This window comes from Sphingobium sp. RC1, assembly GCF_059738765.1.
Map to the genome: position 1 here is coordinate 1506669 of NZ_AP027306.1, position 15364 is coordinate 1522032.

The 15364-nt window shown below is 61.8% G+C and carries 14 protein-coding genes and 1 tRNA gene; 10 read left to right on the plus strand and 5 right to left on the minus strand.

Annotated elements, in window-relative coordinates; translation table 11 throughout:
- Window positions 1-75 precede the first annotated feature (75 nt).
- Both hslU and hslV read right to left on the minus strand, forming a co-directional pair.
- Window positions 76-1377, minus strand: coding sequence for an ATP-dependent protease ATPase subunit HslU (hslU, locus tag AC6JBC_RS07400; protein WP_498023661.1), 1302 nt, complete (start codon window positions 1375-1377; stop codon window positions 76-78).
- Window positions 1378-1522: 145 nt separating this feature from the next.
- Window positions 1523-2089, minus strand: coding sequence for an ATP-dependent protease subunit HslV (hslV, locus tag AC6JBC_RS07405; RefSeq protein ID WP_498023662.1), 567 nt, complete (start codon window positions 2087-2089; stop codon window positions 1523-1525).
- A gap of 175 nt (window positions 2090-2264) precedes the next feature.
- Here hslV and AC6JBC_RS07410 point away from each other — a divergent pair, with 175 nt between their 5' ends.
- Window positions 2265-2453: a hypothetical protein gene (locus tag AC6JBC_RS07410; protein WP_498023663.1), complete on the plus strand. Its 189-nt coding sequence runs from the start codon at window positions 2265-2267 to the stop codon at window positions 2451-2453.
- 26 nt (window positions 2454-2479) lie between these two features.
- On the opposite strand, the gene AC6JBC_RS07415 is transcribed toward AC6JBC_RS07410, so the two are convergent.
- The gene (locus tag AC6JBC_RS07415) at window positions 2480-2605 is read right to left on the minus strand and encodes an entericidin A/B family lipoprotein (protein ID WP_097091531.1); all 126 of its coding nucleotides are present in this window, start codon (window positions 2603-2605) and stop codon (window positions 2480-2482) included.
- 137 nt (window positions 2606-2742) lie between these two features.
- On the opposite strand from AC6JBC_RS07415, the gene AC6JBC_RS07420 reads away from it, so the two are divergent.
- The 5 genes from AC6JBC_RS07420 to AC6JBC_RS07440 all read left to right on the plus strand — a co-directional run bounded on the left by AC6JBC_RS07420 (window position 2743) and on the right by AC6JBC_RS07440 (window position 7752).
- Window positions 2743-2817: transfer RNA gene (locus AC6JBC_RS07420), tRNA-Val, on the plus strand.
- A 114-nt stretch (window positions 2818-2931) separates the two neighbouring features.
- The gene (locus AC6JBC_RS07425; RefSeq protein WP_498023664.1) at window positions 2932-5166 is read left to right on the plus strand and encodes a S9 family peptidase; all 2235 of its coding nucleotides are present in this window, start codon (window positions 2932-2934) and stop codon (window positions 5164-5166) included.
- 98 nt (window positions 5167-5264) lie between these two features.
- Window positions 5265-6290, plus strand: coding sequence for an aspartate-semialdehyde dehydrogenase (locus AC6JBC_RS07430; RefSeq protein WP_498023665.1), 1026 nt, complete (start codon window positions 5265-5267; stop codon window positions 6288-6290).
- A gap of 8 nt (window positions 6291-6298) precedes the next feature.
- Window positions 6299-6988: a DUF2238 domain-containing protein gene (locus AC6JBC_RS07435; RefSeq protein WP_498023666.1), complete on the plus strand. Its 690-nt coding sequence runs from the start codon at window positions 6299-6301 to the stop codon at window positions 6986-6988.
- A gap of 2 nt (window positions 6989-6990) precedes the next feature.
- Window positions 6991-7752, plus strand: coding sequence for an alpha/beta fold hydrolase (locus AC6JBC_RS07440; RefSeq protein WP_498023667.1), 762 nt, complete (start codon window positions 6991-6993; stop codon window positions 7750-7752).
- 13 nt (window positions 7753-7765) lie between these two features.
- Here AC6JBC_RS07440 and AC6JBC_RS07445 read toward each other — a convergent pair whose 3' ends face one another.
- Together AC6JBC_RS07445 and AC6JBC_RS07450 are read right to left on the minus strand one after the other, a co-directional pair.
- Complete coding sequence (locus tag AC6JBC_RS07445; protein ID WP_498023668.1) at window positions 7766-9220, minus strand: AMP nucleosidase; 1455 nt, start codon at window positions 9218-9220, stop codon at window positions 7766-7768.
- An 80-nt stretch (window positions 9221-9300) separates the two neighbouring features.
- Window positions 9301-9783: a peroxiredoxin gene (locus tag AC6JBC_RS07450; RefSeq protein ID WP_498023669.1), complete on the minus strand. Its 483-nt coding sequence runs from the start codon at window positions 9781-9783 to the stop codon at window positions 9301-9303.
- 137 nt (window positions 9784-9920) lie between these two features.
- On the opposite strand from AC6JBC_RS07450, the gene AC6JBC_RS07455 reads away from it, so the two are divergent.
- The 4 genes from AC6JBC_RS07455 (at window position 9921) to AC6JBC_RS07470 (ending at window position 15357) form a co-directional block, all read left to right on the plus strand.
- Window positions 9921-10481 (plus strand): YqgE/AlgH family protein, encoded by a 561-nt coding sequence (locus AC6JBC_RS07455; protein WP_464788761.1) that lies wholly within the window; start codon window positions 9921-9923, stop codon window positions 10479-10481.
- Between the two features lie 184 nt (window positions 10482-10665).
- Window positions 10666-11217, plus strand: coding sequence for a hypothetical protein (locus tag AC6JBC_RS07460; protein WP_498023670.1), 552 nt, complete (start codon window positions 10666-10668; stop codon window positions 11215-11217).
- A 120-nt stretch (window positions 11218-11337) separates the two neighbouring features.
- Window positions 11338-12747, plus strand: coding sequence for an adenosylhomocysteinase (gene ahcY, locus AC6JBC_RS07465; RefSeq protein WP_498023671.1), 1410 nt, complete (start codon window positions 11338-11340; stop codon window positions 12745-12747).
- Between the two features lie 261 nt (window positions 12748-13008).
- Entirely contained in the window at window positions 13009-15357 is a 2349-nt protein-coding gene (locus AC6JBC_RS07470; protein WP_498023672.1) for a PAS domain-containing sensor histidine kinase, read from the plus strand.
- The last annotated feature ends 7 nt before the right edge of the window (window positions 15358-15364 follow it).

Below are 15364 nucleotides of genomic sequence, written 5' to 3' on the forward strand. Positions count from 1 at the left end.
GACGATAGGTAGACGGGCTCGCTTCGCTCGCGACCCACCCCAACCCCTCCCTTGAAAGGGAGGGGCTAGAGAGAACTACAGCACGTACTTGCTGAGGTCGGTGTTCCGCGCCACCTCACTAAGCTGCTTCTCGACATAAGCCGCATCGACCACCAGCGTTTCGCCCTGACGATCCTCCGCTTCGAAGCTCACATCCTCCAGCAGCTTTTCCATGACGGTCTGGAGGCGGCGGGCGCCGATATTCTCGATTTCGCCATTCACCTCGGCAGCGATCTTCGCGACCGCGCGAATGCCGTCGGGCGTCAGGTCGATCGTAACGCCTTCGGTCGCCAACAGTGCGCGATATTGCGCAACAAGGCTCGCCTTGGTGTCGGACAGGATCGAGACGAAATCATCCTCCGTCAGCGCCTTCAACTCGACACGGATCGGCAGGCGCCCTTGAAGCTCCGGCAGCAAATCGCTGGGCTTCGCGACGTGGAAAGCACCCGATGCAATGAACAGGATGTGATCCGTCTTTAGCGGGCCATATTTGGTCGATACCGTCGTTCCTTCGATCAGCGGCAACAGGTCGCGTTGTACGCCTTCGCGGCTGACGGAACCGCCGCGCACATCGCTGACGGCGATCTTGTCGATCTCATCGAGGAAGACGATGCCATTCTGCTCAGCGCTCGCGATGGCGACGCGGGCGACATCGTCCTGATCCAGCCGCTTGTCCTGCTCTTCTTCGACCAGCTTGTCCCAGGCCTCGGCTACGCGCAGCTTGCGGCGCTTCTTCTGGGTCTGGCCGAACGCCTTTGACATCATGTCGGACAGGTTGATCATGCCGACTTGGCCGCCCATGCCCGGTATTTCCATCGGCATGGAGGGGCTGTCGGCGACTTCCACCTCAACCTCGACATCGTTCATCTGGTCGTTTTCGATCCGCTGGCGGAAGGAGAGGCGGGTCGCCTCGCTCGCTTCCTTGCCGGTGAGGGCATCGAGCAGCCGGTTCATCGCGGCGTCCGACGCGGCCTCACGCACGGCTTCGCGGCGCCGGTCCTTTTCCAGGCGCACCGCTTCCTCGACCAGATCGCGCACGATCTGCTCCACATCGCGGCCAACATAGCCGACTTCGGTGAACTTCGTCGCCTCAACCTTCACGAAGGGCGCGTCTGCGAGCTTGGCAAGGCGGCGGCTAATCTCGGTCTTGCCGCAGCCGGTGGGGCCAATCATCAGGATATTCTTCGGCGTCACCTCATCGCGCAGGTCGGGCGAGAGGCGCTGTCGGCGCCAGCGGTTGCGCAGCGCCACGGCAACCGCGCGCTTGGCGTCGGCCTGACCGATGATGTGCGCGTCGAGAGCAGAAACAATGGCCTTGGGTGTCAGATTGTCGTTCATTTCGGGCTCCCCCCTCCCTTTCTAGGGAGGGGCAGGGGTGGGTGCGATTGCGCCAGCAATCGCTGGCAACTTATCGGGGTAGGCCAGGACGCGCGTTCCGCGACCCACCCCAACCCCTCCCTTGGAAGGGAGGGGCTTTGATAGACTAGGTCACGCTCGCCAATTCTTCGATCACGAGTTGATCATTGGTATAGACACAGATTTCCGCCGCCACGGCCATCGCCTTACGCGCAAGCGTCTCTGCATCTTCCTCATACTCAACAAGCGCGCGGGCTGCTGCGAGCGCGAAATTGCCGCCTGATCCGATAGCCGCCACGCCGCCGACCGGCTCCAGCACATCGCCATTGCCCGTCAGGATCAGCGTCACTTCCTTGTCGGCGACGATCATCATTGCTTCCAGATTGCGGAGATATTTGTCGGTGCGCCAGTCCTTGGCCAACTCCACGGCGGCGCGCATCAACTGCCCATTGTGCCGTTCCAGCTTCGCTTCAAGTCGCTCGAACAGGGTGAAAGCGTCAGCCGTCGCTCCAGCGAAACCGCCGATGACTGAGCCATCATGCAAGCGGCGAACCTTCCGGGCATTGGGCTTCATCACCGTCTGGCCCATGGAAACCTGGCCGTCACCGGCCACGATCACCTTCCCATTTTTTCGTACGGACATGATGGTGGTGCCGTGCCAGACGGGCATGGCGGAGGAGCGTTGGTCGTTCATGGCGCGGCATATGGGTGCGAATGGGCTACCGCGCAAGCATAGTAGCGGAGGGCGTTGGATCGTGTCATTTTCTGGACGGATTTATGACAATCCATTCAGGAACCGATCCCGGTCAATTGACTTTGTGCAGAGCAGCAAAGATCATGTCCAGACGGTGAATGGGAGGAAATTTCACATGTCTCTGAAAGCCAGAGCGCGAGAGAAGGTCGAGCGGGCAGGGATTTCCAACTATACCTTTGACCATGACGTCCTTGTGATGTGCGGTGTCCGCTACACTATCGCGGCATGCAACTGCGGCCAGCCGGATTGCGACGGCGTGAAGGTGGAAAGAAGCGCGGCCATGACTAACCGCATCCTTCAATAATCGGTGAAGAAAGGGCTGACCTATCCTTACATCGCCCTTTCGCCGGCCCGGCCGACCGATTCAATGTCCCGGCCAACGCCCTTGACCGTGTTGCAGGCCGCCAAGCTGGTGAGAAGAAGCCCAGTGATCATGAGGGCAATGGTCTGACGCATCGATAGTCACTCCCTTTATCGTTCCTGCCACTAAACTTTCATGCCTAAAAGGCAATGAGTGCAATTTGCAACTCCCCATCCAAGCTCGTCTTGACAGGAGCCGTAGCCGATGCCAATGGCCGCATCCTCCTTTCAGGGGGCGCGTAGCTCAGCGGTAGAGCACACCCTTCACACGGGTGGGGTCACAGGTTCAATCCCTGTCGCGCCCACCATGATCTCCTCGGTCATGGTGAGAAAGATTATGTCCCTACATTGATCTTTTCGTCCGCTCCGCGTTAACTCGCGGCGATACATCCGGCTGTCTTGGCCGAGGCGAAAGGATAAGGATGTCCTCATTGTTGAAGGGCAGCGCAGCCGCTCTGGCACTGCTGGCAAGTGCTGCCATCCCGGTTTCGGCACAGCAGCAACTGACGCTGGAGCGCATCTTCGCCAATCCCGACCTGTCGGGGCCTCAGCCGCGCGCGCTGAAACTCTCGCCAGATGGCAAGCTTGTTACGCTGCTCAAGCCCCGCGCGGACGAGAAAGAACGGCTGGACCTTTGGGCCATCGACAGCGCGACTGGGGCTGAGCGCATGCTGGTGGATTCTAGGAAGACCGGCAGCGGCGCCGAGCTTTCAGAAGCGGAAAAGATGCAGCGCGAACGGGACCGGTCGGTTGCAGGCAGCACCGGGATCGCCAGCTATGACTGGGCTCCCAATGGCAAGAACATCCTCGTCCCTGTGGATGGCGATCTTTACCTTGCATCGCTTGATGGCCAGGTGTCGCGCTTGACCAACACTGCGAGCAGCGAACTGAATGGCGTGGTCAGTCCCAGGGGCGGCTTTGTCTCCTTCGTGCGCGACGGCAACCTCTTCGTGCAGCCGATCGGTGGGCGAGAGCGGCAGGTGACGCAGGGGGCGAGCGAGACGGTCAGTTGGGGCGTGGCCGAGTTCGTGGCGCAGGAGGAAATGGACCGGCGCACAGGCTATTGGTGGTCGCCCGACGACCAGTTGATCGCGGTTGCTCGCGTGGATGAAGGGCCGGTCGGTATCGTTACCCGCACGGCGATCGGCGGCGAAGGCACGAAGGTCTATCAGCAACGCTATCCTGTTGCGGGCACGCCCAACGCGCTGGTCGACCTTTATGTCATGCGGCCGGATGGCAGTGGCCAGGTGAAGGTCGACCTTGGCGATGACGGCGACATCTATCTGGCGCGGGTCGATTGGTCCAAGGACGGCCGAACGCTCTATGTCCAGCGCCAGACCCGTGATCAGAAGCGGCTCGATCTGCTGGCGGTCGATCCTGCGACGGGCAAGTCCAGGATCGTCCTCACCGAAAGAGCGAAAAGCTGGATCAACCTCAGCAATAATTTCAAGCCGCTGAATGACGGCAGCTTTCTGTGGTGGTCGGAGAAGACGGGGCACGGCCATCTCTATCATGTTCGCGGCGGCAAGTGGGTCGCGCTGACCAGTGGCACATGGGAAGTGCGGGACGTGGTGGCGGTCGATGAGCGTCAGGGCATCGTCTATTTCACCGGCAATCGCGAAACGCCTTTGGAGCAGCAGCTTTACGCAGGCTCCCTGTCGGGCAAGGGGCCGTTGCGGCAGTTGACGAGCAATGGCTGGTGGAACGATGGGGTGATGGACAGCGGCGCAACGCATCTGGTGATCTCTCGCAGCAATACGGACCAGCCCAGGCAAGTCTATCTGGCGGATGACAGCGGCAAGCGACTTCGGTGGCTCTCGGAAAATGCCATAACCGGGGATCACCCCTATGCCCCCTACCTCGCCAGCCACGCGAAAACCCGCTTCAGCACGATCAAGACGGCGGATGGGTCAACGCTCTATACGCGGATCATGACTCCGCCGCTGGAGCCGGGCAAGCAATACCCGGTCTTCATGCTGCATTATGGCGGGCCGGGCGCGGGAAGGGTCGTCACTAACCAATGGGGATCGCCCGTCTATCAATATCTGGTGGATCGCGGCTGGATTGTCTTTGCAATCGATAACAGGGGCACGCCGGATCGCGGCAAGGCGTTCGAGGATCAATTATATCGTGCAATGGGCACGGTAGAAGTCGACGACCAGCTAAAGGGCGTCGAGTGGCTGAAAGCGCAGCCCTATGTCGATCCGCATCGGATCGCGACCTATGGTTGGTCCTATGGCGGCTATATGTCGATCAAGCTGCTGGAAAAGGCGCCAGGCCTGTTCTCCGCCGCGATCGCGGGCGCTCCCGTTACCCGCTGGGAGCTTTATGACACGCATTATACTGAGCGCTATCTGGGCAAGCCGCAGGACCGGCCAAGCGCCTATCCGGCGTCCGGAGCGATAGACGATGCCGTCAGGATCAAGGACCCGATGCTGCTGATCCACGGCATGTCCGATGACAATGTCGTGTTCGACAACGCCACCGCCTTGATGGCCAGGATGCAGAGCGCCGCCGTACCGTTCGAGATGATGGTCTATCCTGGCCAGACACATCGGGTGGGCGGCCCCGGTGTCAGCATCCACCTGTGGCGCACGATCGAGGATTTCCTTCGCCGCAACGGAACCGCGCCCGAGGAGCCGCAGCCGGGTAAATAAGGGCTATCGGGCCGCAAAGCCGCTTCATGCTGGACAATTGCCGGGACAACGCTATGGCGCGCCCTTGCGCAATTTTGCATGGAGTGGAGTCTCTAGTCATGGGTTACAAGGTCGTCGTCGTCGGTGCCACGGGCAATGTGGGCCGCGAAATGCTGACCATTCTCGCCGAGCGCGAGTTCCCGATTGACGAGATCGCGGCGGTCGCATCGCCCCGGTCGCAGGGCACCGAAATCGATTTCGGTGACACCGGCAAGACGCTCAAAGTCAAAAATATCGAGCATTTCGACTTTACGGGCTGGGACATCGCCCTGTTCGCCGCTGGCTCCGGCCCGACGGCTGAATATGCGCCCAAGGCTGCTGCGGCTGGCTGCGTGGTGATCGACAATTCGTCGCTCTACCGCATGGACCCCGATGTCCCGCTGATCGTCCCCGAAGTGAACCCGGACGCGATCGATGGCTACAAGAAGAAGAACATCATCGCGAACCCGAACTGCTCGACCGCGCAGATGGTCGTTGCGCTCAAGCCCCTCCATGACGCCGCGAAGATCAAGCGCGTCGTCGTGGCCACCTACCAGTCCGTTTCCGGCGCTGGCAAAGAGGGCATGGACGAGCTGTTCGAACAGTCGCGCAACATCTTCGTGGGCGATCCGGCCGAGGCGAAGAAGTTCACCAAGCAGATCGCCTTCAACGTGATCCCGCATATCGACGTTTTCCTGGACGATGGTTCGACCAAGGAAGAATGGAAGATGGTGGCGGAAACCAAGAAGATTCTCGATCCCAAGGTGAAGGTGACCGCGACCTGCGTGCGCGTGCCCGTGTTCGTCGGTCACTCCGAAGCGCTGAACATCGAGTTCGAGAACGAGATTTCGGCCAAGGAAGCTCAGGACATCCTGCGTGAAGCGCCGGGCGTGATGCTCGTCGACAAACGGGAGGATGGCGGATACGTCACCCCCGTCGAGTGCGTGGGTGATTATGCCACCTTCATCAGCCGCGTCCGCGAGGACTCGACCATCGAAAATGGCCTGAACCTCTGGTGCGTCAGCGACAATCTGCGCAAGGGCGCGGCGCTGAACGCCGTGCAGATCGCCGAACTGCTGGGCCGCCGTCACCTGAAGAAGGGCTGAGGCCATCTATGATCTCCGGCGCTGCCGCTGTTTGGAAAAGCCTTCCGATAGCGCAGCGCCGGATGATCCTGCTGCTGATCGGCGCCATCGCCGCTGCCCAGATCAATCAGCCATTTCCCCAACTCGCGCCGTTACAGCATGGGCCGACAATCGCCCTCGCATTGGCTGCGCCGTGGCTCCTGCGCCGCTGGCCTCTGAATAATGGCGCAGTGGGCTGCATCACCCTATTCCTGCTCCTGCATACGTTGGGCGGACGCTACATCTATTCCTATGTGCCCTATGACGATTGGGCGCGCTCGATGACTGGCCATGACCTTTCGAGCACCTTCGGGTGGCAGCGCAATGGCTATGACCGGCTCGTTCATTTCGCCTTTGGCCTGCTTCTGACGCACCCGCTGGCGCAGATCGCGCGGCGGCGGGGCGGCGTGACATTGGGTTGGAGCCTGGCCTTCGGCTTCGTCACGATCGGCTTCATCAGCGCCCTTTATGAAAGTTTCGAATGGCTGCTGACGTTGATGGCGGAAGGAGAAACCGCTGACTGGTATAATGGTCAGCAAGGCGACGTCTGGGACCCGCAGAAGGACATGGCGGCCGCTCAGGTAGGTGCACTAATCGCCCTGCTGATCCTTGGCCTACGCCGCCATCGACAAGGCGATGCCAAGGCCATATCGAGCAGCGTCGACACAGTGAGGGAGTGATCATGACCGGCCTTGAGCTAGAGAAAGTGGAAGTCGAGGGGCTGGGCGGTCTTCCCATTGCGGTCCATATCGCTGGGGAGGGACGCGACCTCGTCCTCATCCATGGCTATTTCTCCAACGCCTGGACCAATTGGATCCGTTACGGCCATGCCGCGCGGCTTGTGGAGGCTGGCTTCCGGCTGATCATGCCGGACCTGCGCGGGCATGGGGAAAGCGGCAAACCGCATGATCCCGCCGCCTATCCGCCCGATGCCCTGACGGACGACAATCTGGCTGTCATCGACCAGCTGGGCCTCACCGATTATGATCTGGGCGGCTATTCGCTGGGCGCGCGGACGACGGTGCGGATGCTGGCGCGCGGCGCAGCCCCGCGCCGGGTGATCCTTGCTGGCATGGGACTGCGCGGCCTTGTCAATACGCTCGACAAGGGCGGCTACTATCGCAACGTCCTCACCAACCTCGGCACGTTCGAGCGCGGCACGTCGGAATGGATGACGGAAGCCTTCCTGAAGACGACGAAGGGCGATCCGGTCGCGCTTCTGCACATCCTGAACACGTTCGTGGACACGTCGGCCGAAACGATCGCGACCTTCATGCAGCCGACCGAAGTCATCTGCGGCGTCGATGACCACGATAATGGCGTGGCGCAGGAGCTTGTCGATACGCTGCCAAACGGCCACTATGTCGAGATTCCCGGCAATCACATGGCTGCGGTCACGAAGAAGGAATTGGGCGAGGCCATGGTGGAGTTTTTGACCAGCTGACCCCGCCAATCCATCACCGAAATGGTGGCTCGTTGAACGCCCGCAGCTTTCGGCTGTGTAGCTTGGGGCCTTCCTGCCGCAGCAGTTCGCACGTCATCAGGCCGATCCGCAGATGCCCGGCAATCGCTTCCTCATAAAAGCGGTTCGCCTGCCCCGGCAGCTTCAGTTCGCCATGGATCGGCTTGTCCGAAACGCAGAGCAATGTTCCGTAGGGCACGCGGAAACGATAGCCCTGCGCCGCGATGGTAGCGGACTCCATGTCGATCCCCACCGCGCGCGACAGGCTGAAGCGCAACGCTGAACTGGAATAGCGTAGCTCCCAATTGCGATCGTCGGTCGTCACCACGGTCCCGGTGCGCAGCCTGCGCTTGAAATCCTCCTCGCTGCTGCCGCCCAGAACTGCCTCGGCGGACTTTGCTAGGGCGACCTGAACTTCCGCAATAGCTGGCACCGGAATTTCCGGCGGCAGCATATCATCCAGCACCTTGTCGTCGCGCAGATAGGCGTGGGCGAGCACATAGTCGCCGATCCGCTGGCTGGGTCGCAGGCCGCCGCAATGACCGATCATCAGCCAGGCTTCCGGCCGCAGCACCGCCAGATGATCGCAGATGGTCTTCGCATTCGCCGGGCCGACACCGATATTGACCAGCGTGATGCCGCTGCGATTGGGCGCGATCAGATGATAGGCGGGCATCTGATGCTTGCGCCATGCACTGTCGGCGATCATGCGCGCGGGATCGGCCGTCTCCCGCGTCACATAGACGCCGCCTGCGCCGGACAAAGCCGTGTAGGGCGAACCGTCTCTTTGCAGTTCCGCGCAGGCCCAGGCCACAAACTCATCGACATAGCGATGATAGTTGGTGAAGAGGATGTATCGCTGAATATGCTCGGCTGGCGTGCCGGTATAATGTTTCAGTCGGGCCAGCGAGAAATCGGTGCGCAGCCCGTCGAACAGCGCCAGCGGCCTTTGCCCCTCTGCATCCGGCATGAACAGGCCATCGGCGATCTCGTCCCCGATCTCCGCCAACTCGGTTGCGGGAAAATGGCGCGCCAGTTCGGTGGGAGGAGTGCCGTCAAGAGCGCTGATGTCCAGCCCATCCAGCACATAGGGAAAGGGGATCTGCTGATCGCTGACCGCCGTTTCGACCTCCACTCCATAATCCCGGACGAGCAAGTCAATCTGCTCGGCCAGATAATCGCCGAACATTTCCGGCCGGGTGACCGTGGTTGTATAAAGGCCGGGCTTGGACAGACGGGCGAAGGATCGCCCGGGTGGCGGGGCATCGGTTTCGGCATGATGGATGACGCGCAGTTCGGGATAACAGAAGCGGCGATCGGACTTTGCCTCTGGCGGCGGCACGCTGCCATCGCGGGCATATGCCTGCATGGCCTCGCGCAGATTTCCGATAGAGGTCTGGTAAATCCTGTCCAGTTGCGCGACCGCCGCGCTGCCGATGCTTTTCGTCATCGAACATTGCTACCGCAGATATGTGACGGAAGGAAGGCGGGGTAGCCGCGCAACGGGGTTATCGTCGCACGGCAATCGCCTCAGAGCTGCCCCAGCAGATGGTCCGCCGACGAAAGCTTGAATTCACCCGGTGCCTCGACATTCAGTTCGGTGACCACGCCATCCTTTACGATCATGGAAAAGCGCTGGCCACGTGTGCCCATGCCAAACTTGCTGCCGTCCATCGTCAGGCCCGCAGCCTTGACGAAGTCGCCATTGCCGTCCGCCAGCATGGTGACCTTATCGTCTGCCCCGGCTGATTTGCCCCATGCGCCCATGACGAACGCATCATTGACGGCGGTGCAGGCAATCTCGTCCACGCCCTTTTCCTTCAGCGCGTCGGCCTTCTCCACAAAGCCGGGAAGGTGCTTGGCCGAGCAGGTCGGCGTAAAGGCGCCGGGCACGGAGAAGAGCGCCACCGTCCGCCCCTTGAAAAATTCGTCGGAGGAAATCTGCTCCGGCCCATTTTCCGTCATCTTGGCAAAGGTGGTAGCGGGGATGCGATCCCCTTTCGCGATGGTCATATTCTGTCTCCTGCCGTTGATGAGGCGGGAGGTCGGCGCTTGGCGGCCCTGTGTCAAGGCGGGCTTACGTGCCGCATCGCCCCTGGTGAACGACAGCCCGCCATTGGCAAAGCCGCTGGGCAGCGTATATTCATCTTATGGATCAGCTTCGCTCCTATGCCGGTCAGTTCCTGCTCGCTTTGCCGGGCATGGAAGACATGCGCTTCGATCATTCCGTGATCGCCATTTGCGTCCATGATGAAAATGGCGCTCTCGGCATCGCGGTCAGCGATGAAATCGAGGGCGTCGGGCTGCATGAACTGCTCGAAAGTTTTGACATCAACCCCGCCAATGTCCCCGACATACCCGTGCTTCGCGGCGGGCCGGTCGAACCGCGCCGGGGCTTCGTGCTGCATTCCCTCGACTGGAAAGGGCATGACATGGTGGAGGTCGGGGAAGACTGGGGGCTTTCCGGCTCGCTGGAGATATTGAAGGCGATCGCGGAAGGCACTGGTCCCAGTCGCTATATCGTCGCGCTCGGCTATGCCGGTTGGGGCGCAGGACAACTCGATCAGGAGATGACCGGCGAAAGCTGGTTCCCGGCGGGATGCAGCGCGGATCTATTGTTCGACGTTCCGGCGGAAAAAAAGTGGGCGGCGGCCTATGCCGCTGCCGGAGTCGATGCGTCTCATCTGGTGAGCGGCGCTGGCTCCGCCTGATCACGTCGCGTAATTTGCGAAATATTTTCCCGGTTCAGCTGCGCAACGATGGCGCGAAACAGAGCTTGTTTCCGCATCGTAACTGAACATTTCCGGGTAAATTCCCGCTAACTGCCTTCATTTACAACGCGGCAAGCGCGCGGGCGCACCTTCCTCCTCGGGAAATTGCTCGGGGGTTAAAATCATGAAGAAGTTTGTCGCGGCTATGATTGCCGCAGCGATGCCGCTCGCGCCCGCCAGCGCCGCGCCTTGCTGGAAAAAGGTTGCGGTAGAGGCGGCGCAAATCCGGGATTTTGAGATGATGCTGATGGTGTCGGCACTGCGATGCCGCTCCACGGGCAGCAACTTTCTGGCCGACTATAACCGCTTCATCAGGGAAAAGCGTGACGCGCTGACGCAGGTCAATGACGAGCTGCGCGAACATTTCCGTTCCGTCGCAGGACCGGTTGGCGCGCTGGGCGCTTACGACAATTACGTAACCAGCCTCGCCAACGTTTATGGCGCCGGGGCCGAAGGGCTCGCCTGCCGCGACCTCCAGTCGATCACGGATGCGGCTAACGCGCTACCCGCGACCCGGGCGGCGCTGCTTGAACTGTCGGATGCTGCCGGTACTACCCCGCATCTTTCGGGCGCCCGCTGCGACGTCGTTATGGCGATTGCGGGTCAGGAAGCGGAGCCATCTGCCGATCTGGGTGAAACGAGGGTCGCGGTCGCCTCCCGACCTGGTGAAGAGTGACATAAAGAAAACTTTATATTGAGTTGCCATCATCGGCGGCGATTGGTAAAGCGCAGGCCATCGCCGCCGTTTCGCCATGCGATCGGCTCCGGCACATTCTAAACCGATGGAGACACGCTCGTGGCCACAGCACCCGCCACCCAGGCGCAGGACTATGTGATCGCCGACATCAACCTTGCCGCGTTCGGCCGCAAGGAAATCGAGATCGCCGAAACCGAAATGCCCGGCCTGATGGCCCTGCGCGCCGAATTCGGTGCTGCAAAGCCGCTGAAGGGCGCGCGCATCACCGGATCGCTGCACATGACGATCCAGACCGCCGTGCTGATCGAGACGCTGGCTGAACTGGGCGCGGAAATCCGCTGGGCTTCGTGCAACATCTTCTCGACCCAGGACCACGCCGCTGCCGCAATCGCCGCGCGCGGCATCCCCGTCTTCGCCGTCAAGGGCGAAACGCTGGAGGAATATTGGGACTATGTCATCCGCATCTTCGATTGGGGTGACACGCCGTGCAACATGATCCTGGACGATGGCGGCGACGCCACCATGTTCGCGCTGTGGGGCGCGCGCGTCGAGGCCGGGGAAGAGCTGTTCACGCCGAGCAATGAGGAAGAGGAAATCTTCGTCGCCACGCTGAAGCGCTTCCTGGCCGATCGTCCGGGCTACCTGACCAAGACCGTCGCCGCGATCAAGGGCGTGTCGGAAGAGACCACCACCGGCGTCCACCGCCTTTATGAGCTGGCGAAGAAGGGCAAGCTTCCCTTCCCGGCGATCAACGTCAACGACAGCGTCACCAAGTCGAAGTTCGACAACCTCTACGGCTGCAAGGAATCGCTGGTCGATGCCATCCGTCGCGCCACCGACGTCATGCTGGCCGGCAAGGTCGCCTGCGTCGCGGGTTTCGGCGACGTCGGCAAGGGTTCGGCCGCATCGCTCCGCAACGGTGGCGCTCGCGTTCTGGTGACCGAAGTCGATCCCATCTGCGCGCTTCAGGCCGCGATGGAAGGCTATGAAGTCGTGACGATGGAAGAAGCGGCGACCCGCGCCGACATCTTCGTCACCGCGACGGGCAACGAAGCCGTCATCACCGTCGATCACATGCGCGCCATGAAGAACATGGCGATCGTGTCCAACATCGGCCACTTCGACAGCGAGATCGAGATTGCCGGCCTGTCCAACATGAAGTGGACCGAGATCAAGCCGCAGGTGGACGAAGTCGAGTTCCCCGATGGCAAGAAGATCATCGTCCTCGCCAAGGGCCGCCTGGTGAACCTGGGCTGCGCCACCGGCCACCCCAGCTTCGTCATGTCGTCCAGCTTCACCAACCAGGTGCTGGCGCAGATCGAACTGTGGACCAAGTCGGACGAGTATAAGAACGAAGTTTATGTCCTGCCCAAGCATCTGGACGAGAAGGTCGCCGCGCTTCACCTCGAAAAACTGGGTGTGAAGCTTTCCAAGCTGACCCCCAAGCAGGCTGCCTATATCGGCGTGACGCCGGATGGCCCGTTCAAGCCGGACCATTACCGCTACTAAGCAAACCCGAAAGGGGGAGGCGAAAGTCTCCCCTTTTTTTATGCTTAGCCTCTCGTCATCCCAGCGAAAGCTAGGATCTGTTGCCAACGGCGTCCGGCTGAGATTCCAGCGTTCGTTGGTACGAAGAAGATGGGGGCGTCTCTGTCTTGAAGGAACCGCGCATTTCTTCAAACTCCCCGCTTCACGCTGCTCCCGACTTGGGTTAGTCCCCTGATAATCATGCAAAGGGGTGGCAGTCGCGATGAGGGGTGAACAGGCGCAATGACGTCATTGACCCCATTTGCCGCAGTCATCTTGGGGATCGTGCTGGCCGCGTGGCTGGCCGCCGCGGTGTGGGCGCTTTCGACCGGACAGCGCATGCGGCGCGAAGGCACGCAGGTGCAGGGCAAATTCGATCGCCTGTCCAGCCTGCTCGCCTCGGCACCCGCTGCACCGATTATCATTCACGCCGATGGCCGGATCGAGGCTGCCGATCGGCTCGCCAAATGGCTTGGCAAGGACCGTGTACCCGCTTTCGTATCCGAACTTACCGCGCCCGACGGCGGTCTGGAACCGGAGGACGCAGCGGCCCTCGCGCAGGAAATAGCGGCGGCCCAGCGCGCCGGACGCAGCTTCGCCCTGCCTGTGCGAGGAGAGGGGTCGTCCCGGCTCCTGCTGGTGCGCGGCGCGCCTGCCGGGCCAGTACTCGCTGAAAGCGGCGGCGTGGTCCTGTGGATATTCGACGCGACCGACAGCCAGTCCGAAATCCAGGCGCTGAAGAGCAAGGTCGAGCAACTGCGTGAGGCCCTGGAAGCGCTCGCTGGCCTTGTGGAAGCCGCGCCGTTTCCGATGTGGCATCGCACCGCCGACATGCGCCTCAGCCTCGTCAACGCTGCCTATGTCAGCGCGGTGGACGGGGCTAATGCGGCAGATGTCATCGCGCACGGCACGGAACTGGTCGAGGCGGTGGGCGGCCTAGGCCCTCAGTCATCAGCAGAGCAGGCGCTCGCGGAGGATCGAGTGGTCGAGCGCATGGTGCCAGCGACAATCGATGGCGAACGCCGAACGATGCGGGTCGTCGATGTCCCCCTTGGCGAAGCTGGCGTCGCCGGTTTCGCGATGGACCAGAATGAGCTTGAACAGGCCCGCGTCGAGCATCGCCGCCTTGAGGCGGCTCAGCGCGACCTGCTCGACCGCCTCTCTGCTGGCGTGGCCCGCTTTGGCCCGGATCGCACCCTGCGTTTCTGGAACCAGCCCTTCATGAGCCTGTTCGGGCTTGATCAGGAACATCTGGCCGACCAGCCCGTGTTCGAACGCGTCCTCGACCGCATGCGCGAGGCCCGCCGCCTGCCCGAACATCGCGACTTTCCGGCGTGGCGCGCAGAACGTCGCGATTGGTTCCTCTCACCCGACCCGCGCGAGGAAAACTGGCTGCTCGCCGATGGCACGCATCTGCGCGTCTATGGTCAGCCATTGCCCGACGGCGGCCTGCTCCTGATCTTTGAAGATCGCACGGAGCAGGTCCAGCTTTCCAGCGCGCGCGACACGCTTCTGCGAGTCCGCACGGCCACATTCGACAATCTGTTCGAGTCGATCGGCGTATTTTCTTCCGATGGTCGCCTGTCGCTGTGGAACAGCCGTTTCCGCTCGATCTGGGAAATCTCGGAAGATTTGCTGGCGCAGCACCCGCGCATCGACGAACTTCTCCGCGCCGTCCAATCCCGCCTCGCCAAGCCGCAGCAGGCCAATCTCGTCCGCGAACTGGTCCGCGCAGCGACCGTGGAACGCAAGCAGCGCGTCGGCCATGTCGGTTTCGCGGACGGCCGCATCTTCGAATTTGCCGCCATCCCTCTGCCCGATGGGAACGCACTTTTCACGATGCTGGACGTGACCGACAGCCGCCGTGTCGAACAGGTGCTGCGCGACCGCAACGAAGCGCTGGAGCAGGCCGATCGGGTCAAGACCGCCTTCGTCACCAATATGAGCTACGAATTGCGCACGCCGCTCACCACCATCGCGGGCTTCGCCGAGATGATGAGCGCGGGCTATGCCGGGGAATTGAGCGTTTCCGCCAAGGAATATGTCGATGGCATTCTCCAGAGTACCAGTCGCCTGTCGATGTTGATCGACAATGTGCTGGACCTGACACAGGGAGAAGCCGGGACGCTCCCGATCGACCGCGCCCCTGTCGACCTCGCCGCCCTGGCAAAGGAAAGCATCGAACGGATCAAGGTCGAGGCAACGGCCAAGGGCATCGACCTTGCGATCTCCCTGCATGAAACGCTGGGGAAGGTGGAAGGCGACAGCCGCCGGATCGGCCAGGCGCTCGATCATCTGCTGGAGAACGCCGTCTGCTACAGCGGACGCGGCGCGCGCGTATTGCTGCATGGCGACGGCAGCAGCGACTCCGCGCGGCTCGTCGTGTCTGACAACGGTCCAGGCATCAGCGCAAAGCGCCGCGCCACGATCTTCGACGCAGCCGCTCGCGCGGAACAGGCACGAAGCGGCGAAAAGGCCGGGATCGGCCTGCCGCTCGCCAAGCAATTCGCCGAGGCCCATGGCGGCACCCTCCAGCTCGTGTCAGAGCCGGGGCAGGGCACCATGGCCGTGATCGAGCTACCCCGTGGCTGAGCAGAGC